This window comes from Brevundimonas staleyi (assembly GCF_041893865.1).
GTDB classification, from domain to species: domain Bacteria; phylum Pseudomonadota; class Alphaproteobacteria; order Caulobacterales; family Caulobacteraceae; genus Brevundimonas; species Brevundimonas staleyi.
In genome coordinates, this window is record NZ_CP169082.1 from 2,622,739 (window position 1) to 2,648,965 (window position 26,227).

Annotated in this window: 26 protein-coding genes; 11 read left to right on the top strand and 15 right to left on the bottom strand. The window is 68.5% G+C overall.

The window, feature by feature from the left end; all coding sequences use genetic code 11:
* Positions 1 to 144 precede the first annotated feature (144 nt).
* The gene (locus tag ACETK8_RS13415) at positions 145 to 2,178 is read right to left on the bottom strand and encodes a ParB/RepB/Spo0J family partition protein (protein ID WP_374036359.1); all 2,034 of its coding nucleotides are present in this window, start codon (positions 2,176 to 2,178) and stop codon (positions 145 to 147) included.
* Positions 2,179 to 2,512: 334 nt separating this feature from the next.
* Between ACETK8_RS13415 and ACETK8_RS13420 the strand changes: the two genes are divergently transcribed.
* The 3 genes from ACETK8_RS13420 to ACETK8_RS13430 all read left to right on the top strand — a co-directional run bounded on the left by ACETK8_RS13420 (position 2,513) and on the right by ACETK8_RS13430 (position 3,514).
* Positions 2,513 to 2,713, top strand: a complete 201-nt coding sequence (locus tag ACETK8_RS13420) for a hypothetical protein (protein WP_066550996.1) — start codon at positions 2,513 to 2,515, stop codon at positions 2,711 to 2,713.
* 72 nt (positions 2,714 to 2,785) lie between these two features.
* Positions 2,786 to 3,016 carry a hypothetical protein gene (locus ACETK8_RS13425; protein ID WP_054765671.1) on the top strand — a complete coding sequence of 77 codons (231 nt, stop codon included), beginning with the start codon at positions 2,786 to 2,788 and terminating at the stop codon, positions 3,014 to 3,016.
* A 30-nt stretch (positions 3,017 to 3,046) separates the two neighbouring features.
* The gene (locus ACETK8_RS13430) at positions 3,047 to 3,514 is read left to right on the top strand and encodes a DUF411 domain-containing protein (RefSeq protein WP_066550992.1); all 468 of its coding nucleotides are present in this window, start codon (positions 3,047 to 3,049) and stop codon (positions 3,512 to 3,514) included.
* Here the strand turns inward: ACETK8_RS13430 and ACETK8_RS13435 are convergent.
* The 4 genes from ACETK8_RS13435 to ACETK8_RS13450 form a co-directional block, all read right to left on the bottom strand.
* Complete coding sequence (locus tag ACETK8_RS13435; protein ID WP_248119723.1) at positions 3,479 to 4,645, bottom strand: acyltransferase family protein; 1,167 nt, start codon at positions 4,643 to 4,645, stop codon at positions 3,479 to 3,481. The two genes, ACETK8_RS13430 and ACETK8_RS13435, sit on opposite strands and share 36 nt — an antisense overlap.
* A 118-nt stretch (positions 4,646 to 4,763) precedes the next feature.
* On the bottom strand, positions 4,764 to 5,363 hold the full coding sequence (locus ACETK8_RS13440; RefSeq protein WP_054765668.1) for a cation transporter: 600 nt from the start codon (positions 5,361 to 5,363) through the stop codon (positions 4,764 to 4,766).
* Positions 5,363 to 8,461: an efflux RND transporter permease subunit gene (locus tag ACETK8_RS13445; RefSeq protein ID WP_374039404.1), complete on the bottom strand. Its 3,099-nt coding sequence runs from the start codon at positions 8,459 to 8,461 to the stop codon at positions 5,363 to 5,365. Before ACETK8_RS13445 ends, ACETK8_RS13440 begins: the two co-directional genes overlap by 1 nt.
* 44 nt (positions 8,462 to 8,505) lie before the next feature.
* The gene (locus ACETK8_RS13450; RefSeq protein WP_054765662.1) at positions 8,506 to 9,156 is read right to left on the bottom strand and encodes a cation transporter; all 651 of its coding nucleotides are present in this window, start codon (positions 9,154 to 9,156) and stop codon (positions 8,506 to 8,508) included.
* 157 nt (positions 9,157 to 9,313) lie between these two features.
* Between ACETK8_RS13450 and lspA the strand changes: the two genes are divergently transcribed.
* The 7 genes from lspA (at position 9,314) to ACETK8_RS13485 (ending at position 17,195) form a co-directional block, all read left to right on the top strand.
* Positions 9,314 to 9,838 carry a signal peptidase II gene (gene lspA, locus ACETK8_RS13455; RefSeq protein WP_082382684.1) on the top strand — a complete coding sequence of 175 codons (525 nt, stop codon included), beginning with the start codon at positions 9,314 to 9,316 and terminating at the stop codon, positions 9,836 to 9,838.
* Positions 9,835 to 10,377 carry an MAPEG family protein gene (locus ACETK8_RS13460; RefSeq protein ID WP_054765661.1) on the top strand — a complete coding sequence of 181 codons (543 nt, stop codon included), beginning with the start codon at positions 9,835 to 9,837 and terminating at the stop codon, positions 10,375 to 10,377. The genes lspA and ACETK8_RS13460 overlap by 4 nt, the downstream gene beginning before the upstream one ends.
* Before the next feature lie 84 nt (positions 10,378 to 10,461).
* Positions 10,462 to 10,866, top strand: a complete 405-nt coding sequence (locus tag ACETK8_RS13465; RefSeq protein WP_082382792.1) for a MerR family transcriptional regulator — start codon at positions 10,462 to 10,464, stop codon at positions 10,864 to 10,866.
* A gap of 163 nt (positions 10,867 to 11,029) precedes the next feature.
* On the top strand, positions 11,030 to 12,289 hold the full coding sequence (locus ACETK8_RS13470; protein WP_054765659.1) for a cytochrome P450: 1,260 nt from the start codon (positions 11,030 to 11,032) through the stop codon (positions 12,287 to 12,289).
* A 72-nt stretch (positions 12,290 to 12,361) separates the two neighbouring features.
* Positions 12,362 to 13,762: a dihydrolipoyl dehydrogenase gene (lpdA, locus tag ACETK8_RS13475; protein WP_197273300.1), complete on the top strand. Its 1,401-nt coding sequence runs from the start codon at positions 12,362 to 12,364 to the stop codon at positions 13,760 to 13,762.
* Positions 13,763 to 13,925: 163 nt separating this feature from the next.
* Positions 13,926 to 15,857: a cytochrome c/FTR1 family iron permease gene (locus ACETK8_RS13480; RefSeq protein WP_003169303.1), complete on the top strand. Its 1,932-nt coding sequence runs from the start codon at positions 13,926 to 13,928 to the stop codon at positions 15,855 to 15,857.
* Positions 15,858 to 16,085: 228 nt separating this feature from the next.
* On the top strand, positions 16,086 to 17,195 hold the full coding sequence (locus ACETK8_RS13485) for a Fic family protein (protein ID WP_128115441.1): 1,110 nt from the start codon (positions 16,086 to 16,088) through the stop codon (positions 17,193 to 17,195).
* A gap of 186 nt (positions 17,196 to 17,381) precedes the next feature.
* Here the strand turns inward: ACETK8_RS13485 and arsH are convergent, their stop codons facing one another.
* The 5 genes from arsH to ACETK8_RS13510 form a co-directional block, all read right to left on the bottom strand.
* Positions 17,382 to 18,137, bottom strand: a complete 756-nt coding sequence (gene arsH, locus ACETK8_RS13490) for an arsenical resistance protein ArsH (RefSeq protein WP_003169308.1) — start codon at positions 18,135 to 18,137, stop codon at positions 17,382 to 17,384.
* Between the two features lie 158 nt (positions 18,138 to 18,295).
* On the bottom strand, positions 18,296 to 18,547 hold the full coding sequence (locus tag ACETK8_RS13495) for a GNAT family N-acetyltransferase (protein ID WP_374036360.1): 252 nt from the start codon (positions 18,545 to 18,547) through the stop codon (positions 18,296 to 18,298).
* Positions 18,548 to 18,552: 5 nt separating this feature from the next.
* Positions 18,553 to 19,641, bottom strand: coding sequence for an ACR3 family arsenite efflux transporter (gene arsB / locus ACETK8_RS13500; RefSeq protein WP_054765657.1), 1,089 nt, complete (start codon positions 19,639 to 19,641; stop codon positions 18,553 to 18,555).
* Positions 19,638 to 20,063 carry an arsenate reductase (glutaredoxin) gene (gene arsC, locus ACETK8_RS13505; RefSeq protein WP_003169312.1) on the bottom strand — a complete coding sequence of 142 codons (426 nt, stop codon included), beginning with the start codon at positions 20,061 to 20,063 and terminating at the stop codon, positions 19,638 to 19,640. The genes arsB and arsC overlap by 4 nt, the downstream gene beginning before the upstream one ends.
* 7 nt (positions 20,064 to 20,070) lie before the next feature.
* Positions 20,071 to 20,406, bottom strand: a complete 336-nt coding sequence (locus ACETK8_RS13510; RefSeq protein WP_003169314.1) for an ArsR/SmtB family transcription factor — start codon at positions 20,404 to 20,406, stop codon at positions 20,071 to 20,073.
* 136 nt (positions 20,407 to 20,542) lie between these two features.
* Between ACETK8_RS13510 and ACETK8_RS13515 the strand changes: the two genes are divergently transcribed.
* Positions 20,543 to 20,833, top strand: coding sequence for a helix-turn-helix transcriptional regulator (locus ACETK8_RS13515; protein WP_066624841.1), 291 nt, complete (start codon positions 20,543 to 20,545; stop codon positions 20,831 to 20,833).
* Here ACETK8_RS13515 and ACETK8_RS13520 read toward each other — a convergent pair.
* The 5 genes from ACETK8_RS13520 to ACETK8_RS13540 form a co-directional block, all read right to left on the bottom strand.
* Positions 20,790 to 22,043, bottom strand: coding sequence for a tyrosine-type recombinase/integrase (locus ACETK8_RS13520; RefSeq protein WP_054765656.1), 1,254 nt, complete (start codon positions 22,041 to 22,043; stop codon positions 20,790 to 20,792). The genes ACETK8_RS13515 and ACETK8_RS13520 overlap by 44 nt on opposite strands.
* 289 nt (positions 22,044 to 22,332) lie before the next feature.
* Entirely contained in the window at positions 22,333 to 23,892 is a 1,560-nt protein-coding gene (gene guaA / locus ACETK8_RS13525; RefSeq protein WP_374036361.1) for a glutamine-hydrolyzing GMP synthase, read from the bottom strand.
* Positions 23,889 to 24,272 carry a lysozyme inhibitor LprI family protein gene (locus tag ACETK8_RS13530; RefSeq protein ID WP_374036362.1) on the bottom strand — a complete coding sequence of 128 codons (384 nt, stop codon included), beginning with the start codon at positions 24,270 to 24,272 and terminating at the stop codon, positions 23,889 to 23,891. Before ACETK8_RS13530 ends, guaA begins: the two co-directional genes overlap by 4 nt.
* Positions 24,269 to 24,925: a 5'-methylthioadenosine/S-adenosylhomocysteine nucleosidase gene (locus ACETK8_RS13535; protein WP_374036363.1), complete on the bottom strand. Its 657-nt coding sequence runs from the start codon at positions 24,923 to 24,925 to the stop codon at positions 24,269 to 24,271. The genes ACETK8_RS13530 and ACETK8_RS13535 overlap by 4 nt, the downstream gene beginning before the upstream one ends.
* Entirely contained in the window at positions 24,922 to 26,223 is a 1,302-nt protein-coding gene (locus ACETK8_RS13540; protein ID WP_374036364.1) for an RsmB/NOP family class I SAM-dependent RNA methyltransferase, read from the bottom strand. The genes ACETK8_RS13535 and ACETK8_RS13540 overlap by 4 nt, the downstream gene beginning before the upstream one ends.
* Positions 26,224 to 26,227: the final 4 nt, after the last annotated feature.

The following is a 26,227-nucleotide window of genomic DNA, read 5'->3' on the forward strand; positions in this document are numbered from 1 at the left end:
ATACTCGATTTGCTTAGCTACCCGCTCCCGCAAAGCAGACCAGATCGACGACGGCTCAGAGTCACGAGCCGCCATCAAGCCATGAAAAAGCCGCGCGCCCCCAAAGGGCGCGCGGCGAGTTTTCGCTCGATCTGTGCGCTGCGGCTATTCGGCCGCGAACGCATAGGCGTCGTCGTTCGGCGCGGTGCGGGTTTCGTCGTCAGCACCCTCGCCTGCCTCCTGCGCCTCCGCAGGCACACCAGCCTGCGTCCGCAACACCGACGGCAGCCAGCCCCGACCCTCCACTAGCCGTTCCGCCGCCTCGGCCATGTCGCCCTTTCTGAACCCGGCGATCCGGCCCGCTTCCTCCGGATTGACGGCCTCGGTCACCGCCTCCAGCACCCGCGCCTTGGCCACCCGCGAGAAGTAACTGGCCGCCGTCGCCGTCCACGTCCCGGCCATGTCGAGCCCTACAGCCGTCGCCAGCGTCTCGGCCTGCGCCAAGGCGCCGGGCCGCCGGTCGTGCGGATCGCGCACCGCGTAGAGACCGACCCCGGCGCAGCAGGCCATCAGGTCCAACTGCTCCGAAGGCGGCAGCGCGGCCACCACGCCCCAGAGGTCTTCCGGGCGCTCGGGCAGGCGCGCGCCCCACGCCTCGCACCGGTCGCTGACCCGGCGTCCGGCGGGGCCGTCCTCCACCCCCGGCGCCAGCCGCTCCAGCCCGGTCGTCGTCAACCGAAGCTGCAACGGCGTCCAGACGCCGTAGCCCGGATAGAAGACCTGCAGGGCGAGCGCGTGAACCACCGTCGCCAGCGCCGCATTCACATCGGCCTGCACCGCGTCGCGCAGACCCATGGTCTTGTGGGCGGTCAGGTCGATCAGCAGACGATCCGACAAGGCCGAGGGCGCCTCGTCCTCGGCGGCCTCCGCCTCCGAGCCCGGCGAATTGTCCGCACTCTCGTCCGCCGCCTCTTCCTCCTGCCACGGCGACGGCGGATCGGCGGGCACGTCCTCGGCGCGGACCAGTCCGCGCTCGAAGCGGGCGAGGCCGTCGTGACCCAGCGTCACCACGACCCCGGCCCGCGCCCTGGCCTCGTCGGCATAGGCGAAGTCCGGGCCGAAGGCCTGCAAGGCCTTGTCGATCTCCTCCAGCCGGGCGTCCACCTCGGGGGGGAACATTTCCGCCGCGTCGGTTTCAGAGACGAGGCGGTCGTATTCCTCGGACAGGGCCGCGATTTCGGCGACGTCCGCGTCCGACCGTTCGACCGCCACCGGATAGACCCGCCCGAACGCCGAAACGTCGGGGTAGTCCAGACAGGCCTCGGCCCATTTCCAGCCCTCGCGCTCGCGGGCCTCGTCGGCCAGTCCGGTCAGCTTGTCGCCGACCAGCCGGTCCAGCAGGACCACATCCTCCAGCCAGCCGCCGCCGTCCTCGGTGAACAGGTCGCGCAGCACCCCGCCCCCCTCGGCCTCGTAGGCCTCCACGCCGACGAAGCGGACGCGCCGGTCATCGACGCGGACCTTGGCCTCGGTCATGGCGCGGCGGATGGCGTAGGCCGGGGTGTGCGGCCCGATCTGCTCCAGCACCTGCCGTTGCCGCTCGCGGTCCTCGCTGACGCAGAAGGCGGTCAGTTGGTCGAGCGCCAGCGTCCCCTCCCGATAGGCCGTCATCAACTCCGGCGCCGCCGACCCGAGCCGCAGCCGCTGGCGCACCACATGGGCCGACACTCCGAACCGGGCGCCGATCTCTTCGGGTCCGTAGCCCTTCTCGGCGGCGAGCCGCTGGAAGGCCTCGAACTGGTCGGCGGGGTGCATGGCCTCACGGGTCATGTTTTCGTCGAGGCTGATCTCGTGGGCGTCGTTCTCGGCGTCCACGATGACCCGCACCGGATGGGTCCGCTTGATGGCCTTGCGCTTGGCCAGCAGCCGCAGCCCCTGACGGCGCCCTTCGCCGATGGTGACGAGGTAGTTTCCGGTGGGCGCGCCCTCCCCGTCCCGCTCGATCTCGACCACGGGCGGCTGCAACACCCCCTTGGCCTTGATGGAGGCCGCGAAGGCCTCGATGGTCGCCGGGCTGTGCGGCGTCTTCCTCGCATTCTTCGGCGAGGCCTTGAGCCGGTTGAGCGGCACGGTGATCTCCGAGCCGTGCTGCGGCGCGGTCGCTTCGGTCGCGGCGGTTTCGATGGATTGAGCAGTCATGTCTGCCTCCTTTGGGCATGGGTTGCAGGGACGCGAACTGCGCGCCTGAAACCCTGCCCGTCGGCGAGACCGGGGTAGCAAGGGCCAGGGCGGACCGGCCGGAGGGGGATCGCCCGGCCTGCACAAGCCGACGACGATGATGAAAATGAACAGCATGACCGCGCGGAAGGTCGGGGAGACCGGCCGGTCCGGCGGCGCAGCCGCTTCACCCTGACCCGCGCGAGGGCGGAGCCCTTAGCCTTCTGGGCGGCGTCCCGGCGTGCGCCTGTGGATGACGACGGCGGGCGCGCGAAGCCGGCTTGACCCCGCTTCGTGTTCTGCTTTTGTTCTTGCCATGCCCCTCCGCAAGACCGTCACCATCGAATGGCAGGACGCCGGCTCCAGCCGCGCCTATTTCGTGCGCCCGGGCAGCCGGTCGCGCCCGTGGATCTGGTTCCGGGACGGCGACGTGCCGGCCTTCGAGGAAACGTCCGCCCGCTTCGTGGTCGAGAAGCGCGGCGGACGCTGGGTCGCGGTCGAACGGGTGGACACCTGACCGCAGGGGTCGCCCATTGACGGCGGACGCCCGCGGGCCGATCAAGGCGGCTCGATTTCAAGGAGACCCGCGATGACCCTCAAGATTGCCGCCGCGGCGGCCGCCTTCCTCGCCCTCAGCGCCGGCGCGGTGCTCGCGGCGGAGGCCTGCGCCTGCTGCAAGGACATGGCCCCCGGCGCCGCCATGGAGTGCTGCGACGAGATGAACGCTCCGGCCCCGGCTCCGGACGCACCCGCCCCGGCTCCGGCGCCCGCTCCCGAAACGCCGCAGAGCGGCGGGCACGCAGGTCACACGCCCGGCTAAGCCGCGGCGTCATCGTCACCCAGGACCGCCATGAACCGTTCTCCGACCATCCTTGACCGCCGGTCCATCCTGAGCGGCCTGTCCCTCGCCGCCTTCGCCGCCCCGGCCCTCGCCGCGCCGCCGAAGCGGATGACCGCCTACAAGACGCCCTGGTGCGGCTGCTGCGGCGGCTGGATCGCCCACATGCGCCAGGCCGGCTGGACCGTCGAGGTCGTCGAGCGCGAAGATCTCGCGCCGACCCGGGCGCAACATGGCGTTCCGGACCGGCTGGCCTCCTGCCACACGGCGGTCGTCGGCCCCTATGCGATCGAGGGCCATGTTCCGGCCGGCGACGTCGACCGGCTGCTCAGCGAACGCCCCGCCGCCCGGGCGCTGAGCGCCCCCGGCATGCCGGCTGGCTCGCCGGGCATGGAAGCCGCCGGGCGCGAACCCTATACGACCGTCCTGATCCTCAACGATGGTTCAACCCGCGTGTTCGGCCGCCACAACGGCGCCTGACGCCCGAGGCGTCGCGGGTGCGTTCCTGTCCGCAGCCGCCAGCCTGACGCGCGACGGGTTGAGCCAGCTCTGCACCGGCCGGTCGAAGCCATAGCGGAACACCGCCGCGGCCGCGAAGGCGCCGATGAAACCGATCGACCACAGCGCCCAGCGAACCCCCGACGACAGGGCGTCCTGGCCCAGGGCGTCGAGCAGGCCGAACCAAACGATACGGGTGACCTCATTGGTCAGGAACATCGAGAACGACATCAGGGCCAGATGTTCGATCAGGCGTGACGGCCTGCGCACCGATACGGCCCCGGCGGCCCAGATGATCACGGTCATCAGGCCCAGCGACAACAGGCTGAAGGCGCCGAAGGCCTGAAGGATGACAAGCGCGATGGCGGCGCCGACCCCGATCGCGCCGGCCAGACGGGATGCGACATAGACGCGTGAACCGTAGAAGGCCGCCGCGACCCCGAGCAGGAACAGCGGCAAGGCGCGCAGGACGCCGTAGCGCATCGGCAGGCGGTAGATCGGATCGCCGAGCCACAGCGAGGCCGCGAGGTCGGCGCCGACGACCAGCAGCGTCGCGCCGATCACCACGGCGATCGGCGGCCAGCGCCACAGGGCCCGGCAGATCCAGGGCAGCAGGAGGTAGCAGGCAATCAGGGCCGAGAGCGTCCAGGTCGGGGCGTTCCACCCCTGCCCGCCCGGCACGCCCCAGGCCTGGAGCAGCAGCACCTGGGCCGGCAGCTGCGACCAGTCGAACCAGCGCGGGTTGCTGGGCGCGATCCCCGCCAGAGCCGCGCCGCCGACGAGGACGACGAGGATAAGGCTGACGACGAGGTGGGCCGGAATGACCCGCAGCAGCCGCTGGCGCGCATAGGCGCGCAGCGACGCCTGACCGGCGGCGAGCCGGTCGCCGTAGATGCGCGCCAGGACGTAACCGGAGTCGATGATGAAGAAGTCGGTGAGCAGATAGCCGCGGTCGAACACCGGATGCAGCTGGGGCAGCGGGACCGGCGAGGCCTCGCGGAAATGGTAGAGGATGATCAGCGCCCCGACGATGAAGCGGAGCGCGTCGAGCCAGCCGCCGCGGGCGATGCGCGGTGGGCGGGACTTCATCGGCGCGGCGTCGCTGCGGACCATGGGCGCAGCCTAGTCCGCAACGGGGCAAGGAATGGTTATCAGCGCGGGCCGCTCACTTCGCCACCGACCCGGGCTTTGGCCCCGGCCGTGTGATCATGGGCGTAGCCGCCGTCGTCACTCAGGCTTCTTCCCCCGCTCTCGTTTCGGCCCGGGAGTCGCGGAGGATGTCGACGCCGCCCTTCACGGCGATGCCGGCCACGATTAGGCCCACGACCAGATCCGGCCAGGACTGATCCAGCCACAGGACCAGGCCACCCGCGATCAGGATGCCGCCGTTGGAGGCGAAATCGTTGAAGCTGAAGGTCTCGGCGGCCTTCATGTTCACATCCTCGCTGCGTTGGCGCCGGATCAGTTCCAGGCACACCAGGTTCACGATGGCGGCGACCACCGCCATGCCCATCATCGTCCAGCCTATGGGCTCCGTCCCCATCAGCGTTCGTCTCAGCACGTCCAGCAGGACGCCCGCAGCGAAGATCAGCAGCAGGATTCCGGAGGCCCGGGCGGCGCGGGTCTTCCAGATCAGGGCGCGGCCCACCGCCAGAAAGCTGATGAGGTAGACGGCGGAGTCAGACGCATTGTCCAGGGCATTGGCCAGCAGAGCGCTGGAATCGGCGAGCAAGCCGCCGATCCCGAGCCCTACAAACAGGGCGGCGTTGAGGATCAACACCACCAGCAGGGTGCGGCGCTGGACGCCTTCCGTCTCGTCTCGTTCGCTCATCAATCCTCGATCCCTTCCGCCTTGCGATGCTTCACCGCCTTGGCGGCGAAGGTGGGCAACACCAGCAGTGTCAACGCAGTCGCCGTCAAAAGGCCCCCGATGACCACTGTGGCCAATGGTTTCTGGACCTCGGCCCCGGCCCCGTGGGCGATGGCCATGGGAATAAAGCCCACGATGGCCACCAGGGCGGTGGTCAGAACCGCCCGCAGGCGGCTGGACGCCCCTTCGATCGCGGCCTCACGCGGCGCCAGGCCCGCCGTCAGCCGCTCGCGGATGGCCTGCATCAGCACCAGGCCATTCAGGGTCGCCACCCCCGAGACGGCGATGAAGCCGACCGCCGCCGAGACGGAGAAGGGCATGCCGCGCAAGAGCAGCGCCAGGGCCCCGCCGACCAAGGCGAGCGGGACGCAGGCGAACACCAGACCGGCTTCAGCGAATGAGCCGAGGGCCATGAAAAGCAGGACCCCGATGAGGATGAATACGATCGGAACCACGAGGCCCAGACGCTGTTCGGCGCGCTTGAGATTCTCGAACTGACCGCCCCAATCGAGCCGGACGCCCGGCGGAAGATCGATCCGCTCCACCCGCGTCTGCGCATCCGTGACGAAACCGCCGAGATCCCGGCCGCGGACGTTGGCCTGCACCACCATGCGCCGACTGCCGTTGTCGCGGCTGATCTGGTTGGGCCCCTCGGCGGTCTGGATGCGCGCCACCGAGGACAGGGGCACCACCACGCCGGTCGAGGAGACGATCGGCAGGGCGGCCAGGCTGGTTGGATCGTTGCGGGTCGCCTCGGGCAGACGGACGACAACGTCGAAGCGCCGATCCCCTTCGAAGATGCGTCCAGCCTCTGTTCCGCCGATGGCGGTGGAGACCGCCTCCGAGACGTCCGCCGCCGACAGGCCGTAGTTGGCCGCCGCGAAGCGGTCGACGCTGACCGTCAGCGTCGGCAACCCCGACGCCTGTTCCACTCGAACGTCGGCGGAACCCGGTGTTTCCTCCAATGCGCGAGCCACCTGCTCGCCGACCCTCTGCAGGGTGTCGAAGTCGTCGCCGTAGACCAGCACCGCCAAATCGGTCCGGACGCCGGAGATCAGTTCGTTGAAGCGCAGTTCGATCGGCTGGCTGAACTCGAAATTATTGCCGATCTGCTGACTAACCGCCTCCTCAATGCGCTCGATGAGCGCCTCCTTTTCGAGGCCCGGGTCTGGCCAGTCGCCTCGGTCCTTGAGGATGATCACGCTGTCGGAGATGTTACGCGGCATGGGATCGACGGCGGCCTCCGCCGTGCCGGTGCGCGAGAACACCGTCTCCACCTCGGGCTGGGCCTTGACGACCCGCTCGAGGGCCATCTGCATAGCCAAGGACTGGTCCAGCGAAGCGGACGGCACCCGCAGGGCCTGCATGGCGATATCGCCCTCATCGAGGGTGGGAATGAACTCCCGGCCGAGGGTGGCGAAGGCCAGACTGCCGACGACCAAGGCGCCCAGGGCCGAGGCGAGCACGACACGGGGCTTGTCTACGGCGGCGCTGATCGCGGGTTGGATCCAGCGGCGGGCGAAGCGCAGGACGCGGGTTTCGTGCTCCTGCACGCGGTCGTTGGCGTCGAGGTGGGCGCTTTTCGGGTCGCGTACCAGCAGCGCAGTCATGGCCGGGACGAAGGTGAAGGAGAAGATGAAGGCGCCGACCAGGGCGAGCATGACGGTCGCCCCCATGGGAATGAAGGTCTTACCCTCCACGCCCTCGAGCATCAGCAGGGGGGTGAAGACCAGCAGAATGATCAGCTGGCCGAAGGCGGCCGGCTTCACCATCTGCCGGGCCGCGGCCATGGCGACGTCCAGTCGTTCGTGACGGCTGAGCATGCGGCCCAATTCCGCGCGCCGCCGGGTCATCATCAGCAGGGTATTCTCCACCACCACCACCGCCCCGTCGACCATCAGGCCGAAGTCGAGGGCGCCGAGGCTCATCAGGTTTCCGCTGATGCCGAAGCGGTTCATGCCGATGACGGCGAACAGGAAGCTGATCGGGATCATCAGGGCGGTGATGCTCGCCGCCCGCAGGTTCCCCAGCAGCAGGAACAGCACGACGATGACGAGCAGGGCGCCTTCGGTCAGATTGCGCGCCACCGTGCCGATGGTGGAGTTCACCAGGGCGCTTCGGTCGAGCACGGTCACCGCCTCGATCCCGGGGGGCAGGGTCTCGCGCACCTCCTCGAGGCGCTCTCCGGCGGCCTGGGCCACGGTGCGGCTGTTGCCGCCGGCGATCATCAAGGCCGTGCCGAGCACCGACTCGTGGCCATCGCGGCTCGCGCCGCCCAGCCGCGGAGCTTGCCCGACCTCGACCGTCGCCACATCGGCGACGCGCACCACCAGGCCGCCCCGGTTGACGACCGGGGCCTGGGCAAGATCCTCGACGGTGGAGGCCAGGGCGTCGGTCCGGACGGTCAGCGCCTCGCCGCCGCGCTGGACGTAGCCGGCTCCGGCCTGGGTGTTGGCCCGCTCCAGGGCCGTGACGAGGTCGCCCAGCCCCAGCCCATACGCTGACAGGCGGGCGGCGTCGGGGCGGACGGCGTATTCCTTCACATAGCCGCCGATGGTGTCGACGCCGGCGAGCCCGGGCGTCGTCCGCATCTGCGGCGCGACGATCCAGTCCTGAACAGTGCGCAGGTAGGTGGCGCGCGCCTCGGGCGTGGTCAACCGCTCCCCCTCGGGGGTCAGGTAGACGCCGCCTGGCTGCCAGCCGGGTTGTCCCGGCCGGGCGAGGTTGCGGCTGTTGAACGGCAGATAGTCCACGGTCCACATCAGGACCTCGCCGAGGCCGGTGGTGATCGGCGCCAATGCCGGCTCCACGCCCTCGGGCATGCTTTCGCGCGCCTGGGCGAGGCGTTCGGCCACCTGCTGGCGCGCGAAATAGATGTCCGTCTGGTCGGTGAAGATGACCGTGATCTGGCTGAAGCCGTTGCGGCTCAACGAGCGAGTGCTGGTCAGTCCGGGAATGCCGGCCATGGCCGTCTCGAGCGGATAGGTGACCACCTGTTCGAGAAGGCGGCTCCGCCACAGCGGTTCCCGGGTCAAAAGCGCGATGGCCGGATCATACAGCCCGCTCAGGGCTGTATGGCCGAGCGCGGGGGTGAAGTTCGCGGTCACGCGGCGGCCTTCAGTTCTTCGCGGGACTGACGAATGATCGACCAGCCGGATTGCAGGAAGACCACCGCCAGGATCGCGCCGGCGATCAGGTCGGGCCAGCGAGAGGCGGTCAACCAGACGGCCACGCCCGTGGCCGCGACCACCAGGCTCTGGATCAGGTCGTTGCGCGTGCACAGCCAGACCGAACGGACATTGGCGTCGCCTTCGCGATGGCGGACCAGCAGCAGCGCGGCCAGGGCGTTGGCGAAAAAGCCCAGGGCGCCCAGGCCGGTGATGACGACGCCTTCCGGGGGCGCCCCCGAGGTCGCCCGCCAGATCGCGTAGCCAAGGATGAACAGCGCCAGCGCCGCGAGGCTGGCGCCCTTGATGATGGCGGCCCCGGATCTCACGGCGACCGAGCGCCCGATCACGGCCAGGCTGATGCCGTAGGTGGCGGCGTCGGCCAGGAAGTCGAGGGCGTTGGCACCCAGCGAGGCCGAGCCCTGCAGGGCCGCGCCGCCGGCGATGGCCAGGAAGGCGGCGCCGTTGATAGCGATCACCGCCATCAGGATGCGGCGATAGGCCGGCGTGGCGCCGTCGAACTTGACGGCCGCGCCGCAGCCGCAGCCGGCGGCCGCCGGTTCGGGGGACGAGAGGGAGTCAGTCATCGAAGTCCGCCTTTCACCACGAGAATGCATCCTCCAGTCGCTCGAGGATCAAGAACAAAAATGGATGCCTCGCCCAAAAAGACGCGGTTTGGCGGAACCGACTTGATCCTCTAGTAGCTAGAGGACGCACAATCGGACGAAATCCACAGGAGGCCTCATGATCACGATGCACCCGTCGCGACGCGGTCCCAGCCGCATGCGGGCGATCGCCTTCTCGTTCTTCATGCTGATCGCCGCTCTGGATCAGGCCGCCAAGGCCGCGGCTCGCGCCCGACTCGAGAGCCCGGTGGACCTCACGCCGTTCCTCGCGCTGCGTTTGGGATTCAATCCCGGCGTCACCTTTGGCCTGTTCGCAGACTCGGGCGCGGTGGGACGATGGGCCCTGAGCGCCGTGGCATTCCTGATCATCGGCGTCCTGCTGACCTGGATCTGGCGTACGCGAAGCGCCGTCACGGCGGTCGCGGCGAGCCTCATCGCCGGTGGAGCGCTCGGGAACCTGCTCGATCGTCTGCGCTCCGGCGCGGTGACGGATTTCATCGATCTTCATTGGGGCGACGCGCACTGGCCGACCTTCAACCTCGCCGATGCGGCCATTGTTTGCGGCGTGGCGCTGCTCCTCCTGACCGTCCGGGGCTCGGACGGCCGCCCGGCGACGTCGACCCTGGGACGGGCGGCGCGATGACCTTTTCCGCCGAACAGAAGGCGATCGCCGTCCGTTCGGGGTTGGCGATTCTCATCACCGCTGCGGCGGTGGCGTCAGCTTGGCTATGGCTTTCGCCACGTCTCCTGGGCGCCGCGCCGGACATGGCGACAGCTGATCGGCTGGCCTACGCCCTGAAGGCGGACCTCCTCGTTTTCCTGTGGCTCGCCGGTTGTTTGAGGGCCGTGGCGAGCATCCGGTTCCGGTCCGACGCCGACCGGCCGGGTTCCGCCTATGCGGCGCCCAGCTCGAGGCTCGCCGTGCCTGCCGCCGTGCTTCAGAACACCCTGGAGCAGACGGTCCTGGCGGTGGGCGCCCACCTGGTGCTCGCCACCGTGCTGCGCGGCGAGGAGATGGTCGTGCTGCCGGTGCTGGTCGCCCTCTATCTGATCGGCCGCGTGTTGTTCGCCCACGGTTATGCCCGGGGCGCGGCGGCCAGGGCCTTCGGCATGGCCCTTACCGGCGCTTCCACGATCGCCGCCTTCGGCGCCGCCATCGTCCTCATGGGGCTGGGCCGATGATCCTTTTCCGTCCTGCGCCTGCCGCCCTTCAGCCCGCTGCTGCGAGATGATGCGATGACCCTGCCCTCCCCGGCCTCGTCCGGCCTGCGCCCTATCGGCAAGCTCGCCGCGGCCACCGGCGTCAAGGTCCCGACCATCCGCTTCTACGAGGAGATCGGCCTGCTTCCCGCCGCCCCGCGCACCGCCAGCGACCGGCGGATGTATGACGACGCGGCGGAACGCCGCCTGTCGTTCATTCGGCATGCACGGCAATTGGGCTTCGATCTGGACTCGATCCGCTCCCTGCTGGATCTGTCCGATCACCCTGATCGGCCCTGCGCCGAAGCCAGCATCCTCGCCGAACGTCATCTGGCGGAGGTGACGCATAAGATCGCCCGACTCCGGGCCCTGCAACGCGAGCTTTCGCGGATGACGGCGGAATGTGCCGGCGGCCGCGTGTCCGCCTGCAAGGTGATCGAAGCCCTGCACGATCCCTCGGCGCCGGTTTGAAGACGAACCCGACCCGGGTTTGCACCGCTCCTCGGCCTCGCCGTGCAGGTCGGCGCTGAAGGTCAGAACGGGCCCGGGATGATGCAGGAGCCATTGGGTCACCGCGACGTTTTGAGTAATCCCGCGGCCCTCGTCGCGCTCCCTTCGTCCATGGAGGACTTCGATGGCGCATCGATCGACACAGCGACACGCCGATCAGACGTTCGCCCTTTTGACGGACCCGTACAGGCGCATCTCCCGCCTGTTCGAGCAGGCCGGCGCGGACGCAATCGAGACCCGTCTGGCGCTGAAGGAGACGGCCTGTCTGAGAGGGCGCGAAGCGGCCCAGGTCTTCTACGACGAGACCCGCATCTCGCGCGCGGGCGCCATGCCGGCGCCTGTCCGACGCACACTGCTCGGCGAAGGCGGCGTCCAGGGCCTGGATGGCGAAGCGCACCGCGCCCGCAAACGCGTGTTCATGGCTCTTATGTCGCCGGAACGGATCGCGCGGCTGGGCGACCTGTTCGAGGCGGAATGGCGACGCGCGGCCGTTGAATGGGCTGGCCAGGAAGAGATCGTGCTGTACGACGCCCTGCAGCCGGTGCTCACCCGCGCCGTCTGCCGCTGGGCGGGGGTGCCGCTGAATCCCGACGACGAAGCGAAACGGGTCAGTCACCTCAGGGCGCTGTTTGACGCGGCAGGATCGCGGGGGCCTCGCCACCTGTGGTCGAGGTACGCGCGGCGACGCGTCGACGCCTGGCTGGCCTCGATCATCGAGGGCATTCGCGCCGGACGACTGGCGCCGGATCCAGACACCGCCGCCTACGCCTGGGCCTGGGCGAGCGCGGATGATGGCGAACCGTTGGCGGCCCGGACGGCGGCGGTCGAACTGGCCAATGTGCTGAGGCCGACCGTGGCGACCTCGGTCTATATCGTGTTTGTGGCGCACGCGATGCAGGCGCACCCCGCGGCGGCCCGTCTGGCCACCGCGGACGCCGGCCGCCGCCGCGCCTTCGTTCAGGAGGTGCGACGCCTTTATCCGTTTTTCCCGGCGGTGATCGGGCGTGTGCGCGCGCCGTTTCGCTGGCGCAACCTTGACTTCCCGGTGGGTCGGCAGGTGATCCTCGATCTCTATGGCTCCAATCACGATCCTGCCGTCTGGACCGATCCCGACGAATTCCGGCCAGAGCGTTTCATCGACGGCTCCGGGGACGCGTTCGGCCTGATTCCCCAAGGCGGCGGGAACGCCCTGACCGGTCACCGTTGTCCCGGCGAAAGCATCGTCGTCGAATTGATGGAGCGGGCCCTCGGCTTGCTCGCCGGCCTGAACTACCGGCTGCCGGCTCAGGATCTGGAGATCGACTTCCGCCGCCTTCCGGCCCTCCCCAGGAGCGGGTTCCGAATGATGACGCGTCGGACTTCCCCGCGTGAGGGCGGCGCCTGATGTTTGCTCATGCGGGTGGCCGGCGCCTTCGTCCCTCTTTCACTTACAGCGAAGGCTGACGCGATGGCTTCGATGACATCCTATGACCTGGTGATAATCGGCGGCGGGCCGGGCGGGTACCCCTGCGCCATCCGGGCGAGCCAGCTCGGCATGTCGGTGGCGGTTATCGACGACCGGGAACTCCTCGGTGGAACCTGCCTGAACATCGGGTGCATTCCGTCAAAGGCGCTGCTGCAGGCCACAGAGCGGCTGGAGATGGCCCGCAATCTCGAGGCTTTCGGCGTCCTGGTCGACAATGTGCGGGCCGACCTTGCAGGCGTCATGCGGCACAAGGCCAGGGTCGTGACGGAGCTTGGTGAAGGGGTCGCCTACCTCCTGCGCAAGAACAAGGTCACCCGCCTGCAGGGCCGCGGCCGGCTGCTGTCGCGCGACCGTGTGGAAGTGAGCGCCCCGGACGGCAGCTTCGAGGTGCAGGTCCGCAAGGCGATCGTGCTCGCCAGCGGATCGAAAGCGGCGACGTTGCCGGACCTGCCCATCGACGAGCAGCGGATCGTCACCTCGGCGGGCGCCCTCAGCCTGACGGCGGCGCCGCGCCATCTGGCGGTGATCGGCGGCGGCTATGTCGGACTGGAGCTGGGCTCCGTCTGGCGCCGTCTCGGCAGCGAGGTCACCGTCGTCGAGGTGCTCGACCGGATCGCGTCCGGCGTTGATTCAGAGATGTCGACGGCGCTGCACAAGGTGCTCGAGGCCCAGGGCTTCCAATTCTGCCTGGCGCACAAGGTGGTCGGATCGCGAATGGAGGCGGACGACGTCGTCCTTGAGGTCGAGCCCATGGGAGACGGCGCGCGAGGAACCATCAAGGCCGATGTCGTGCTCGTGTCCATTGGCCGACGTCCCGCCACCGACGGACTCGATCTGGAGACGGTCGGCATCAAGCCGGACCCAAGGGGCTATATTCCGGTCGACGACGGCTTTCGAACCAGCGCCGAAGGGGTCTACGCCATCGGCGATGTCATCGGCGGCGCCATGCTGGCCCACAAGGCGGAGGAAGAAGGGATCGCCCTTGCCGAGCGCCTTGCCGGCGCCGCGGGCCATGTCGACTACGGAACGATCCCGGCCGTCGTCTACACCTGGCCGGAACTGGCCTCAGTCGGGCGCACCGAGGACGACCTCAAGGCGGCCGGCGTGGCCTATCGCGTCGGGCGCTTTCCGTTCTCGGCAAACGCCATGGCCAAGGCGCGGTTGGAGAAGAACGGGCTGGTCAAGGTGTTGGCGGACGCCGGCACGGACAGGATTCTCGGCGTGCACATCCTGGGGCCGGACGCGGGCAGCCTGATCCATGAAGCGGTCGCCGTCATGCAATTCGGCGCGGCGGCCGAAGACGTGGCGCGGACGAGCCATGCGCATCCGACGCTTCCGGAAGCCTTGCGCGAGGCATGCCTGGCTGTGGCCGACCGCACGATCCACCTGTAACGACCGCCCGTCGCGTGGCTGCCCGGGCTGGCCGCGCGGCGCCGAGGCGTCCCGGCGGGCGTAGAGGACCCGTAGCCGCCTACGAGCCCGGCCGCGTCGCGAATAAAGCGCGACAGCGTCGCCGCCTGAATGCTAATGCGAGCCGTTCACATCTGGATTGACCATGCGTCCTCTGCTCCGTCTGCTTGCCCTGCTGTTCGCCCTGGGGCTGGCCGCGCCCGCCCTGGCCCAGACGCCGTCCGCCTCCGAGGCCCAGGTCGCCTGGCGGCTGCTCGACTATGTAGCGGTCGACTACGCCGGCGCGGTGGCCGACGGTCAGGTGACCAATCCGGCCGAATACGGGGAGATGATCGAGTTCGGCGGCCAGATCCGGACCCGCCTGGACGCCCTGCCGCCGAATCCGGCCAAGGCCGGTCTGGTCCGCGACGCCGAGGCCCTGCAGGCGGCCATCAGGGACAAGGCGGATCCGCGCGTCGTTGGCGACCGGGCCAAGGCGCTCGCCGGCGCGGTGCTGACGGCCTATCCGAGCCCGCTGGCGCCTTCGTTCCCGCCTGATCTGGCCCGCGGCGCGACGCTCTATGCCGAGCAATGCTCGGTCTGCCATGGCGTGACCGGACGCGCCGACGGCCCGGGCGCCGAGGGGCTTGATCCGCCCGCGATCGCCTTCGCGGATGTGGAGCGCGCCCGTCAGCGCAGCGTGTTCGGCCTCTACCAGGTCATCGATCAGGGGCTGGAGGGCACGGCGATGGCCAGCTTCGCCCATCTGCCGGCCGAGGACCGCTGGGCCCTGGCCTTCTACGTGGGCCGGTTCGCCTTCACCGACGCCGAAGCCGCCGAAGGTCGACGCCTCTGGGAGAGCGACCCGGCGATCCGCGCCGTCTTCCCGGACCTGGCCGCCCTCACCCAGGCGACGCCGGCCGAGCTGGCGACAAGGATCGGCGAGACGAAGGCACGGGCGGTCACGGCCTACCTGCGCCGCCACCCGGAGGCGACGGTCCGCGCCGAGGGATCGACCCTGTCCCTGGCCCGGACGCGACTGGCCGAAAGCGAGGCCGCCTATCGCCGGGGCGATCGCAGGGCCGCGACCGACCTGGCCCTGTCGGCCTATCTCGACGGCGTCGAACCGATGGAGCCGGCGCTGGGCGCCCGCGACGGCGCCTTGCTGCGGCGGGTCGAGACGGCCATGACCGACCTGCGCGTCTCGATCAGCAGGGGCGCGCCGGCCCAGGAGGTCGCGGACCGGGTCGCCCGCGCGAACGCCCTGCTGGACACGGCCGAACGCGCACTCGCGCCCCAGGAGGCGGACAATCTCGCCAGCTTCCTCGGCGCCTTCACCATCCTGCTGCGCGAAGGTCTGGAAGCCATCCTCATCGTGGTGGCGATGATCGCCTTCCTCAGGAAGGCCGAACGTCCCGAGGTGCTGCGCTACGTCCACGGCGGCTGGGTGGCCGCGCTGGTCGCCGGCGGCGCCACCTGGGCGGCCGCGACCTTCTTCATCTCCATCAGCGGCGCCAGCCGGGAGCTGACCGAAGGGTTCGGCTCGCTTCTGGCGGCCGTCGTGCTCGTCTCGGTCGGCATCTGGATGCACGGCAAGTCGCACGCCGACGCCTGGCAGACCTATATCCGCGACAAGCTCTCTCACGCCCTGTCGAAACGGTCGGCCTGGTTCCTGTTCCTGCTGGCCTTCGTGGTGGTCTACCGCGAGGTGTTCGAGACCATCCTGTTCTATGCGGCGATCTGGAGCCAGGGCGGCCATCTCGGCATGCTGGCCGGCGCCCTTACGGCGGTGGCGATCCTGGCCGTGGTGGCCTGGGCCTTGCTGGCCTACAGCAAGCGCCTCCCGATCGGCCGGTTCTTCTCCCTGAGCTCGATCCTGATGGCCATCCTGTCGGTCGTCCTCGTCGGCAAGGGGGTGGCGGCGCTGCAGGAGGCGGGCTGGCTCGATGTCCATCCGCTGGCGTGGATCCCCCGCATCGAGATCCTCGGTCTTTATCCGACGGTCGAAGGCGTCGCCGTTCAGCTTCTGACGATCGCTATCCTCGTGGTCGGCTTCTCCCGGCATGCGGCGCCGAAAGGCGCGCGCCCAGCCTCTTGAGCGGGCGTCTGAGGCCCTCAACTGCGACCCGTTGGCAGGGTTTCGGAGCTGCTTGGGCGCCGATAGCCGCGCAGTCCGCGGATACCCAAGGTGCGGGGCCGCAGCCGATAGCGTGCGGAGACCACCCTTGGTGCGGAGATTAGGCACCCTATTCTCCGCACTTCGCGCGGAGAATAACCTTGCTCTTGCGGCGAATAGCGCCCATATTCTCCGCAAGGAGTGCGGGGAATGGCGCAATACATCCATGAGATCGAAGGCTGGCCGCGTCTGGACTGGCGCGCTGACGCGCTTGCCGATCGCCTCGCAGCCGTCCGTCATCGCCAGGGCCTTCTGCTTGGCCGGATGCACACGCTCGGCTTCGACCTCCGCGCTGAAGCCGTCCTCGAGACCCTTACCGAAGATGTCCTGAAATCCAGCGAAATCGAAGGCGAGCTGCTCGACAAGGATCAGGTGCGATCCTCCATCGCCCGCCGCCTCGGCATGGATATCGGGGCCCTCGCCGCCGCGGATCGCAACGTCGAAGGCGTCGTCGAAATGATGCTCGACGCGACCCAGAACTTTGCGTCTCCGCTCACCGAGGAACGGCTGTTCGCCTGGCACGCCGCCCTGTTTCCGACCGGGCGCAGCGGCATGACGAGGATCGTCGTCGGCGCCTGGCGCAACGAGAGCTCCGGCCCGATGCAGGTCGTCTCGGGCCCCTTCGGACGAGAGCGCGTGCACTATGAAGCGCCCCTTGCCGACCGTCTGCAGGACGAGATGCGGGCGTTCCTCGACTGGTTCAATGACGAGCCGCGGACGGATCCGGTCCTCAAGGCCGCGATCGCCCACCTGTGGTTCGTGACCATCCACCCGTTCGACGACGGGAACGGCCGGATCGCGCGGGCGATCGCCGACATGGCGCTCGCCCGCTCCGAGAAAAGCGCTCAACGCTTCTACAGCATGTCCGCCCAGATCAGGCTGGAGCGCAAGGACTACTACGCCACCCTGGAGGCGACCCAGAAAGGCGCGCTGGACGTGTCCCTCTGGCTGGACTGGTTCCTCGGCTGCCTCGATCGCGCGTTCGATGGCGCGGAAACCACCCTGACGCATGTCATGCGCAAGGCGCGCTTCTGGGAGGCGCTAGCAGGTCAGACGTTGAGCGAGCGCCAGAGCACGGTCATCAACCGGCTGCTCGACGGCTTCGAAGGCAAGCTCACCTCGACCAAATGGGCGGCGCTGACGAGGTCCTCGCCCGACACGGCCCTGCGCGACATCAACGATCTGGTGGGGCGGGGCATCCTCGTGAAGGATGAAGGCGGCGGGCGCAGCACAAGCTATTCGCTGGTCGATCGAGGATAGGCGGGACCGCACGACGCCGGCACGGCACTTCGCCAGGTCGGTCGCTCAAGACCCGAGCCTCAACAGGGAGGATCGCAATTCGCCACATCTGGCGAGTTACCGCCAACAACCCGCCTAATTCGCCAGAAGTGGCGAATTACCACCTTTGCCAGGCGCGCGACGCCGCAAGGCGCCGCCGACGCGGCCTCACGCCTGACGCGCGATGGCGATGGCGGAGAGATCCGCTGCGGCCTCGACCGGACTGCCGGCCGCCTTGCGCTCGGAGTAGCGGTCCACGAGCTGGGTGGCGTGCGGTCGAGTGAGGACAGTGAAGCGCACCAGCTCCTCCATCACATCGACGATGCGCTCATAGTAGGCCGAAGGCTTCATCCGGCCGGCCTCGTCGAACTCCTGAAAGGCCTTGGCCACGCTCGACTGGTTGGGAATGGTGATCATCCGCATCCAGCGGCCCAGAAGGCGCAGGGTGTTGACGGCGTTGAAGCTCTGGGAACCGCCCGACACCTGCATCACCGCGAGCGTGCGGCCCTGGGTCGGGCGCATGCCGCCCAAACTCAATGGCAGGTGATCGATCTGCAGCTTCATCAGTCCGGAGACCTGGCCGTGCCGTTCCGGACTGCACCAGACCATGCCCTCCGACCACAGGGCGTGCTCGCGCAGCTCGCGCACCGCCGGATGGTCGTCGTCGCCGGGCGAGCCCGGCAGAGGCAGGTCGGAGGGGTCGAAGATGCGGGTCTCGCATCCCATGCGCTGCAGCAAGCGGGCCGCTTCCTCGACGCAGAGCCGCGAATAGGAGCGCTCGCGCAGCGACCCGTACAGGAGAAGGATGCGTGGCGGGTGGTCGTGCGGACCCAGGCCGGCGGCCGGGTTGCTCGACAGATAGGCCGCGTCCAGGGCCGGCAGATGATCGGGATCCGGCAGCGGCCGCAGGCGGGCGAAGATCATCCGAGATCCTTGGTCAGATAGGCGGCCGAGGCCGGGCAGATGTCTGCGAACTCGCGGGTTCGCCGGATCGCGGCGGGCGCGGCCGCCCGATCTGCGGCGGCGAAGCCGCGCCGGGCGAAGAAGGGCTCGGCCGTCGTGGTGAGCAGGTGGAGCCGTTCTCAGCCCAGCTCGCTCGCCGCGGCCTCGGCGGCGCTCAGGATCCGGCTCCCGAGCCCCCGCGAATTCAGGCCAGCGAGTACGACCAGGGAGCGCAGCAGCAGGTCCCGCCCCTCTCCTTCCAGGCCGACGTAGCCGGCCAGGGCGCTGTCGTCGTCGGCTCGGAAGTAGCGGCCGGCCCCGGGCTCCGGCAGGCCCTCGCCCTGCAGGGCCGCGATCAGGCCGGCGTCATCCGCGTCCAGGAGATGCAGCACGACCATCAGGCGGCGTCCGCCGGCGGGGCCGTGTCCGGAAACCAGCGTCGGCCCATCCACAGCGCGACCGAGACCAGAAGGATCAGCACCGGCACCTCGACCAGCGGACCGATGACCGCAGCGAAGGCGACCGGCGAGGTCAGCCCGAAGGCCGCGATGGCCACCGCGATGGCCAGCTCGAAATTGTTCGAGGCGGCGGTGAAGGCCAGGGCGGTCGTGCGCGGGTAGTCGGCATCGATCAGCTTGCCCATGAGGAAGCTGACCACGAACATGACGAGGAAGTAGATGGTCAGGGGAATGGCGATGCGCAGGGCGTCCAGCGGCAGGGCCACCACCTCGCCGCCCTTCAGGCTGAACATGACCACGATGGTGAACAGCAGGGCGATCAGGGTGATCGGTCCGATGCGCGGCAGGAAGCGCCGCTCGTACCAGTCGGCCCCGCGGCGGGCGATCAGGCTGCGCCGGGTCAGGAAGCCGGCCAGGAAGGGAAGACCGAGGTAGACGAGAACGGCGCCGGCGATGGTCCAGACGCTGACGTCCACCACGCTGCCCTGCAGGCCGAACAGGGGCGGCAGGACGGTGAGGAAGACCCAGGCGTAGAGGCTGAAGAACAGGATCTGGAAGATCGAGTTGAACGCGACGAGACCGGCGACATACTGGTCGTCGCCCCGCGCCAGTTGGTTCCAGACCAGCACCATGGCGATGCAGCGCGCCAGCCCGATCAGGATCACGCCGGTCATGTATTCCGGCTGGTCGCGCAGGAAGATGACCGCAAGGGCGAACATCAGCACAGGGCCCAGCACCCAGTTCTGGAACAGGGACAGGGCCAGCACCCGCTTGTCGGCGAAGACGCGCGGCAGTTCCTCGTACCGGACCCTGGCCAGCGGAGGATACATCATCAGGATCAGGCCGATGGCGATCGGAATGTTGGTGGTCCCGACCGAGAGGCCGTCGACCCAGGCGGGCAGGCCGGGAACCAGAGTCCCCAGTGCGACGCCCAAAGCCATGGCGGCGAAGATCCATCCCGTCAGCCAGCGGTCGAGAAAGGACAGGCGGCGCGGCGGGGCCGCGTCGGTGACCGGCGTATCGATCATCGCGCCACCCGAAGGCCAGCCGCCTCGATGACGACCTCGCCGTCCTCCTTGGTGAACCGCTTGAGATCATCGGCGGGCAGGAGGTCCAGAACGGCCTCGGACGGTCGGCACAGGCCGACGCCGAGAGGACTGACGACGATCGGGCGATTGAGCAGGATCGGATGGGCCTCGATCGCATCGAGCAACTGATCGTCTGTCAGGCCCGGGTCCCCGAGGCCCAGGTCGGCGAAGGGCGTGCCCTTGTCGCGCAACAGGTCGCGCAGCGGCTTGCCGGTTCGTTCGGCCAGCCAGGCGATCATGACGCGCGATGGCGGCGACCTCAGATACTCGATGACGTGCGGCTCGATGCCGACGTGGCGAATGAGCTCCAGAGCGTTGCGCGACGTCCCGCAGGCCGGGTTGTGATAGATGATGACGTCCACGGGATCCTCAGGCGCAGCAGGGGGTCAGTTCGGCCAGCAGAGGCTCGCATAGCTCCGCCCGGCCGCCGCAGCAGTCCTTGAGCAGGAACAGGACCAGGTCGCGCAGCCGGTCCAGATCGGCCCGGTAGATGATCGACCGGCTGCGACGCTCCGATTTGATAAGTCCCGCTCGGGACAGCACCCCCAGATGCGACGACAGGGTATTGGCCGGGATCGCCAGATGGTTGGAGATGTCACCGGCCGGCAGACCGGCCGGTTCGTGCCGCACGAGAAGTCGGAACGCCTCCAGCCGCGTCGACTGCGCCAGGGCGGCGAGAGCAAGAATCGAGGCTGCGGTTTCCATATTTCCGAACTAGTCGAACTATAGAAATGTGCAATCCCCGCTCTGCAGCCGGCCGTAAGCTTACGGTGGAGAGTTTGGCGGCTTGGCCTGCCGCAGCCTTTCGAGTTCGATTCCCATGACAACATGGAGATCTTCGATGGCCCAGGCCGACCCGCCGCTGAGGCGCACGATCAAGAAGCCGCAGCTCCGTCAGATGGTGCCATTGGCGGACAGCACCATCTGGGAGATGGAGCAGCGCGGCCAGTTTCCCCGGCGCTTCCTGCTGACCCCGCGCTGCGTGGTCTGGGACCTGGCCGAGGTGGAAGCCTGGCTGGCGCTTCGGCGGGCCAAGCCGATCCGCCGGGCGCCGCCGCCCGATGTCCGCAAGCGGATCACCCGCCCGGTCAGAGCCGCGGATCGAAACGAGGGCCGGCCGTTTCCGGGATAGTCAGATCCGGCGTGAATCCGCGCCCCGCCTCCCAGGCGTCCACGGCGTCTGACCACTGCTGGGCCATGTGGCGCCGCTGGGCCTCGAATTCGGCCTTGTTGTACACGCCGCGGGAAGATCGCTCTTCGTGGGCGAGGCATTTCTCGATCCAGTCCGAGTTGAAACTCATCTCGTGCAGGAGCGTGGAGGCCGTCCGGCGCAGGTCGTGAACCGTGAAGGGCTCCAGGGGCAGATCGCGCTCGCGCGCCAGCTCGGCGATGGCGCTGGTCACCCGGTTGAAAGTCGCCCGCGACATCGGCGCGTCGGCGTCATAGCGCGACGGCAGGATGTAGCGAGAGTTCCCGGCGCAGGTCTTCAGCGCGATCAGGATGTCGAGCATCTGGGTCGACAGGTAGACGTTATGCGGCCGCGACCGCTTCATCCGCTCTTTCGGGATCGACCAAACTGCGTTCTCGAAATCGACCTCGTCCCAGGTCCCGTCCTGCAATTCGCTCTTCCGCACCATGCTCAGCAGGATGAACTTCAGCCCGAGACGGATGGTCGGCAGGGTGGCCACCTCCCCCAGCAGGTTCAGCGCGATCCGGATCTCGCTCGGCGACAGCGACCGGTCCCGCGGCCGGAAGGTCGCGATGGACGCCGGCCCGACCCCGTCGGCGGGATTGTCGATCTTCTCGCCGTGCAGGATGGCGTAGGCGTAGATTTGTTTGACGATGTCGCGAACATGGATGGCCGTCGCCGGGGCGCCGCGATCCACAATGGTCATGCAGTGCGCTCTCAGGTCGTTCGGCGTGATCTCGTTCAGGAGCCGGTTTCGCCATTCGGGCAAAACCTCTCGGTTGAAGATCGACCGTCGCATCTGGCGCGTGCTGTCGGCCATCGGAGCGTGGTCCATCCACCGGATCGCCACCTGTTCAAACCGCTGGGCCTCTCTCAGCCTGCGTTTCACGCGTTGCTTGTCCAGCGCCGGTGAAACGCCCTCGGCGATCAGGCGCTTCGCTTCACGCAGCTTTTCCCGCGCCTCCCCCAGGGAGAGTCCCGCCGGACCGTAGGAACCGAAGGTCACCGTCTCGCGCCGCCCGTTGAAGCGATAGTCGTACCGGAAAGCGATGCCGCCTGTCGGTGTTACGAGCACGTACAAACCGTCCCTGTCGGTCTTTTTGTACGCTTTTGATTTCCCTCGCGTATTTCGCAATTCTGCGTCGGTTAGCATGCGAATTTTACTCCAAAAGACCGTCAGGCGTTTTCGGGGTCTTCGGCAGCGATTTCTTCAAGAAACTCATAGGCTTGTTTCAGAAAAAAGACCGTCAGGACGCCCTCAGCCCTATGAGGGTATGAATCGGGGGGTCGAGAGGCAACGGGAGAAAGACCGTCTGGCATACCGACACACGGGTTCGCTGCCCCTCGATAGATACCGAGAGGCAGCGAACATATTTTTCTTGTAAGTCAGTGTTTTAGTGGTAGATTCGGAAGTGGCGTCGAAAGGCACCGAAAGCTCTGAATCATTCCCACTCGATCGTCCCGGGCGGCTTGGAAGTCACGTCGTAGACGACGCGGTTGACGCCCCGGACCTCGTTGATGATCCGCGTGGCTGTGCGGCCCAGCATGTCCCAGGGGAATTGGTAGAAGTCCGCCGTCATGCCGTCGGTGGACGACACGGCGCGCAGGGCCAGGACCTTCTCGTAGGTGCGGGCGTCGCCCATGACGCCGACGGTCTTGACTGGCAGCAGGACGGCGAAGGCCTGCCAGATGTCGTCGTAGAGGCCGGCGTTGCGGATCTCTTCCAGATAGATGGCGTCGGCCTGTTGCAGGGTCTCGACCGCTTCCGGCGTGATCTCGCCGGGGATGCGAATGGCCAGGCCCGGTCCCGGGAAGGGATGGCGGCCGACGAAGGCGTCGGTCAGGCCGAGTTCGCGGCCGAGCGCCCGGACCTCGTCCTTGAACAGTTCGCGCAGGGGTTCGACCAGCTTGAGCTTCATGTAGTCGGGCAGGCCGCCGACGTTGTGATGGCTCTTGATGACGTGGGCCTTGCCGCTGGACGAGGACACGCTCTCGATCACGTCCGGATAGAGGGTGCCCTGGGCCAGGAACTCGGCGCCCTCGATCATGTTGGCCTCGCGGTCGAAGACCTCGATGAAGACGCGACCGATGGTCTTGCGCTTGGTCTCGGGGTCCGACTGACCGGCCAGTTCGCCGAGGAATTCCTTCGACGCATCCACGTGGATCAGGGGAATGTTGTAGTGCTCGCGGAACAGGGTCGTGACCTGTTTGGCCTCATCCTTCCGCAGCAGGCCGGTGTCGACGAAGACGCAGGTCAGCTGGTCGCCGATCGCCTCGTGGATCAGGACAGCGGCGACCGATGAATCCACGCCGCCCGACAGCCCGCAGATGACCTTGGCCGAGCCGACCTGCTCGCGGATCTGGGCGATCTTCTCGTCGCGATAGGCGGCCATGGTCCAGTCGCCCTTCAGCCCGGCGATGCCGTGGGTGAAGTTCTTCAGCATCTGGTGGCCGCGCGGGGTGTGCATCACCTCCGGGTGGAACTGGACGCCGTAGAAGCGGCGGGTCTCGTCGGCGATCACCGCATAGGGCGACCCCGAGGACGAGGCGACGACGTCGAAGCCCTGCGGGATGGCGACGATCTTGTCGCCGTGGCTCATCCAGACGGTCTCTTCCGCGCCGACCGGGGCCAGGCCCTCCAGCAGGGGCGAGGTCTTTTCGACGGTGATCTCGGCGCGGCCGAACTCGCGGGTGTGGCCGCCCTCGACCTTGCCGCCCAGTTGCTCGCACATGGTCATCTCGCCGTAGCAGATGCCCAGGACCGGCACGCCCGCCTCGAACACCGATTGCGGGGCGCGGGGGCTGCCTTCCTCGTGGACGCTCTCGGGACCGCCCGACAGGATGATGGCCGCCGGGTTCATCGCCGCCATGGCGGCCTCGGCCTTGGCGTAGGGATGGATCTCGCAATAGACGCTGGCCTCGCGCAGGCGGCGCGCGATCAGCTGGGTCACCTGGCTGCCGAAATCGACGATCAGGACCTTCTGGTGATCGGTGGCGGTCATGGGCGGTTCTCCTGATTTTCGAGCCAGATCCGCCGCTCGACGGTCTCGGTCAGATAGCAGTCTGCAAAGGCCAGGGAGGCGCGGATGCCCCCGCCGGCCGTGCGGCGCGCCGTGGCGCAATAGTCGTCGCGCATCCGGATCCAGGCGCGCTGGGAATCCCGCACCGGCGTCCAGTTCGCGGGCGTCACCCGGGCGCGCATCCGTCCGTAGACGGCGTTCAACTGATCGTCCTGACGCCAGGTCTCGTCCATCAGACAGGCGAGGCGGCGTTCCGGGTTTGTGGCGTTGGCCATGCACTGGACGTGGAAGCGCGACAGCCGCGCCTGAATTTCGGGATCGGTTTGAATGGTCAGGGTGGCGACAGCCAACAGGGCGATCATGCGCCCTCCGCGACTTCGGCCGTCAGCCGCTCGAACTCGGCCTTCAGGAGGTCCAGCGCCTCGGCCAGACCCTCGTCGATCACCGACAGGGTGTTGGTCCAGTCTTCCAGCACGGTCAGGTCGGCCTTGCCGTCACTGATGCCGCGCAGGCCCATGACCGGCACGCCGAACCTGGCGGCGGCGCGGACGACGGCATAGGTCTCCATGTCCACCATGTCGGCGTCGATGCCGTCATAGGCCTCACCCGAGACGACGCTGGCTCCGGTCGCGAGGCGCGCATAGGGCTGGCCCGCCGGACCGCTGGCGAGCGTCAGGACCGGGTCGATGTCGAGGAAGGGGGTGACGCCTTTCGGGAAGCCGATGGCCGAGGCGTCCATGTCGCGATAGCTGACCTCGTCCACCCAGTAGATACGGCCGTGATCGAGAGTCTGCGACCCCGCCGAGCCGAGCGAAAGGATCAGGTCCGGCAGGGCGCCGTCCCGCTCCAGCATGGCGAGCGCTTCCGTCGTGCCGACCGCCGCCTCGATGGGGCCGACGCCGGTGATGAGGGGCTTGATGCGGGCCTTCAGGGCCGGGCCGTACTCCAGCTCGGCCGCCATGACGCACAGGGCCGCCAGCGGGCCGAACTGGGTCAGTTCGAAGGTGCGGTTCACGCCACGCGCTCATAGACGGCGGCGTAGAAGCCGTCGGTTCCGGCCGTCGCGGGCGACAGGCGCAGACGGTGATGATCGGCCAGTTCCGTCAGCTTCGCGCGACCCGCGTCGGTGACCAGGGCGCCGTCCAGGGCGTCGGCGACGCCGACCGCCATGAAGCCGTCGTGATCTTCCTCGAAGGCGTCGACGCTGGCCTCGTTCTCCTGACGCAGCATGGAGCAGGTCACATAGATCAGCCGTCCGCCGGGCTTCACCAGCTTGGCGGCGCGGGCCAGGATCTGGGTCTGCAGCGTGTGCAGACGGTCCACGTCCTCAACCTTCAGACGCCAGGCGTCCTCGGGCTTGCGACGCCAGGTGCCGGAGCCGGAACAGGGCGCGTCGACGAAGACAACGTCCGCCTGATCGACCAGATCCTCGACCCCGCCGCCGTTGGGACCGAGCTGCTGCAGCTCCGCCTCCACGCCCGCCCGGATCAGTCGGGGCCGGATGTTGTCGAGCCGCTTCTGAACGATGTCACAGGCGACCAGACGTCCCTCCCCTTCCAGCCGCATGCCGAGACCGAGCGTCTTGCCCCCGCCGCCGGCGCAGTAGTCGATAACCGTCATGCCCGGTTCGACCCCCGCCAGGGCGCAGACGATCTGGCTGCCCTCGTCCTGGATTTCGATCCGGCCTTCCTTGAAGGCCTCCAGCGCCTGGACGTTCGGCGGCGGCTCGGCGCCCAGGCGCAGGCCCGTGGCCGACCACGGCGTCCGCTCCGGCTCCAGACCGGCCTCGCGCAGTTCGGCCTCGACCTCCTCCACCGTGGCCTTGGCGATGTTGACGCGCAGGTCGATGGGCGCGCGGGGCAGCATCAGTCCGGCGGCCTCCTCGGCCCAGCGGTCTTCGTAGGTGGCCTTGAAGTCCTCGACCACGAACTCCGGCAGGCCCGCGACGACCCAGCCTGGGACCTCGTCGCCCGTCAGGCTGATGCGGGCGCGCTCCTGTTTGGACAGGGGCTTGGGGCCATAGCCGTCGCCGGTGTGCAGGGCCTCGATCTCTTCCAGAGACAGGCCGTCGATCAGGCTGAGCGAACCGATCACCAGGGCCCGGCCGTCCTCGCGACCATCCATGGCCCAGACCAGACGACCGCGCGCGCGCAGGACCTTGTAGACCTGATCGGCGATGGCGCGGCGGTCCTTGGACCCGGCGTAGCGGTTGGCCGCGCCCCAGGCCTTGAGGACGACCTCGGCCGGTTGTCGCCCCTGAGCGATGCTGTCGAGGACGGAGGCGGCGGCGGCGAGGCGGGCGGCTGGGGTCACTTAG

What these genes read in the sequence shown, in the direction of transcription:
- ACETK8_RS13415 (WP_374036359.1), bottom strand. Translation starts at nt 2,178, where the DNA reads ATGACTGCTCAATCCATCGAAACCGCCGCGACCGAAGCGACCGCGCCG.
- ACETK8_RS13420 (WP_066550996.1), top strand. Translation starts at nt 2,513, where the DNA reads ATGCCCCTCCGCAAGACCGTCACCATCGAATGGCAGGACGCCGGCTCC.
- ACETK8_RS13425 (WP_054765671.1), top strand. Translation starts at nt 2,786, where the DNA reads ATGACCCTCAAGATTGCCGCCGCGGCGGCCGCCTTCCTCGCCCTCAGC.
- ACETK8_RS13430 (WP_066550992.1), top strand. Translation starts at nt 3,047, where the DNA reads ATGAACCGTTCTCCGACCATCCTTGACCGCCGGTCCATCCTGAGCGGC.
- ACETK8_RS13435 (WP_248119723.1), bottom strand. Translation starts at nt 4,645, where the DNA reads ATGGTCCGCAGCGACGCCGCGCCGATGAAGTCCCGCCCACCGCGCATC.
- ACETK8_RS13440 (WP_054765668.1), bottom strand. Translation starts at nt 5,363, where the DNA reads ATGAGCGAACGAGACGAGACGGAAGGCGTCCAGCGCCGCACCCTGCTG.
- ACETK8_RS13450 (WP_054765662.1), bottom strand. Translation starts at nt 9,156, where the DNA reads ATGACTGACTCCCTCTCGTCCCCCGAACCGGCGGCCGCCGGCTGCGGC.
- lspA (WP_082382684.1), top strand. Translation starts at nt 9,314, where the DNA reads ATGATCACGATGCACCCGTCGCGACGCGGTCCCAGCCGCATGCGGGCG.
- ACETK8_RS13460 (WP_054765661.1), top strand. Translation starts at nt 9,835, where the DNA reads ATGACCTTTTCCGCCGAACAGAAGGCGATCGCCGTCCGTTCGGGGTTG.
- ACETK8_RS13470 (WP_054765659.1), top strand. Translation starts at nt 11,030, where the DNA reads ATGGCGCATCGATCGACACAGCGACACGCCGATCAGACGTTCGCCCTT.
- lpdA (WP_197273300.1), top strand. Translation starts at nt 12,362, where the DNA reads ATGACATCCTATGACCTGGTGATAATCGGCGGCGGGCCGGGCGGGTAC.
- ACETK8_RS13480 (WP_003169303.1), top strand. Translation starts at nt 13,926, where the DNA reads ATGCGTCCTCTGCTCCGTCTGCTTGCCCTGCTGTTCGCCCTGGGGCTG.
- ACETK8_RS13485 (WP_128115441.1), top strand. Translation starts at nt 16,086, where the DNA reads ATGGCGCAATACATCCATGAGATCGAAGGCTGGCCGCGTCTGGACTGG.
- arsH (WP_003169308.1), bottom strand. Translation starts at nt 18,137, where the DNA reads ATGATCTTCGCCCGCCTGCGGCCGCTGCCGGATCCCGATCATCTGCCG.
- arsB (WP_054765657.1), bottom strand. Translation starts at nt 19,641, where the DNA reads ATGATCGATACGCCGGTCACCGACGCGGCCCCGCCGCGCCGCCTGTCC.
- ACETK8_RS13510 (WP_003169314.1), bottom strand. Translation starts at nt 20,406, where the DNA reads ATGGAAACCGCAGCCTCGATTCTTGCTCTCGCCGCCCTGGCGCAGTCG.
- ACETK8_RS13515 (WP_066624841.1), top strand. Translation starts at nt 20,543, where the DNA reads ATGGCCCAGGCCGACCCGCCGCTGAGGCGCACGATCAAGAAGCCGCAG.
- ACETK8_RS13520 (WP_054765656.1), bottom strand. Translation starts at nt 22,043, where the DNA reads ATGCTAACCGACGCAGAATTGCGAAATACGCGAGGGAAATCAAAAGCG.
- guaA (WP_374036361.1), bottom strand. Translation starts at nt 23,892, where the DNA reads ATGACCGCCACCGATCACCAGAAGGTCCTGATCGTCGATTTCGGCAGC.
- ACETK8_RS13530 (WP_374036362.1), bottom strand. Translation starts at nt 24,272, where the DNA reads ATGATCGCCCTGTTGGCTGTCGCCACCCTGACCATTCAAACCGATCCC.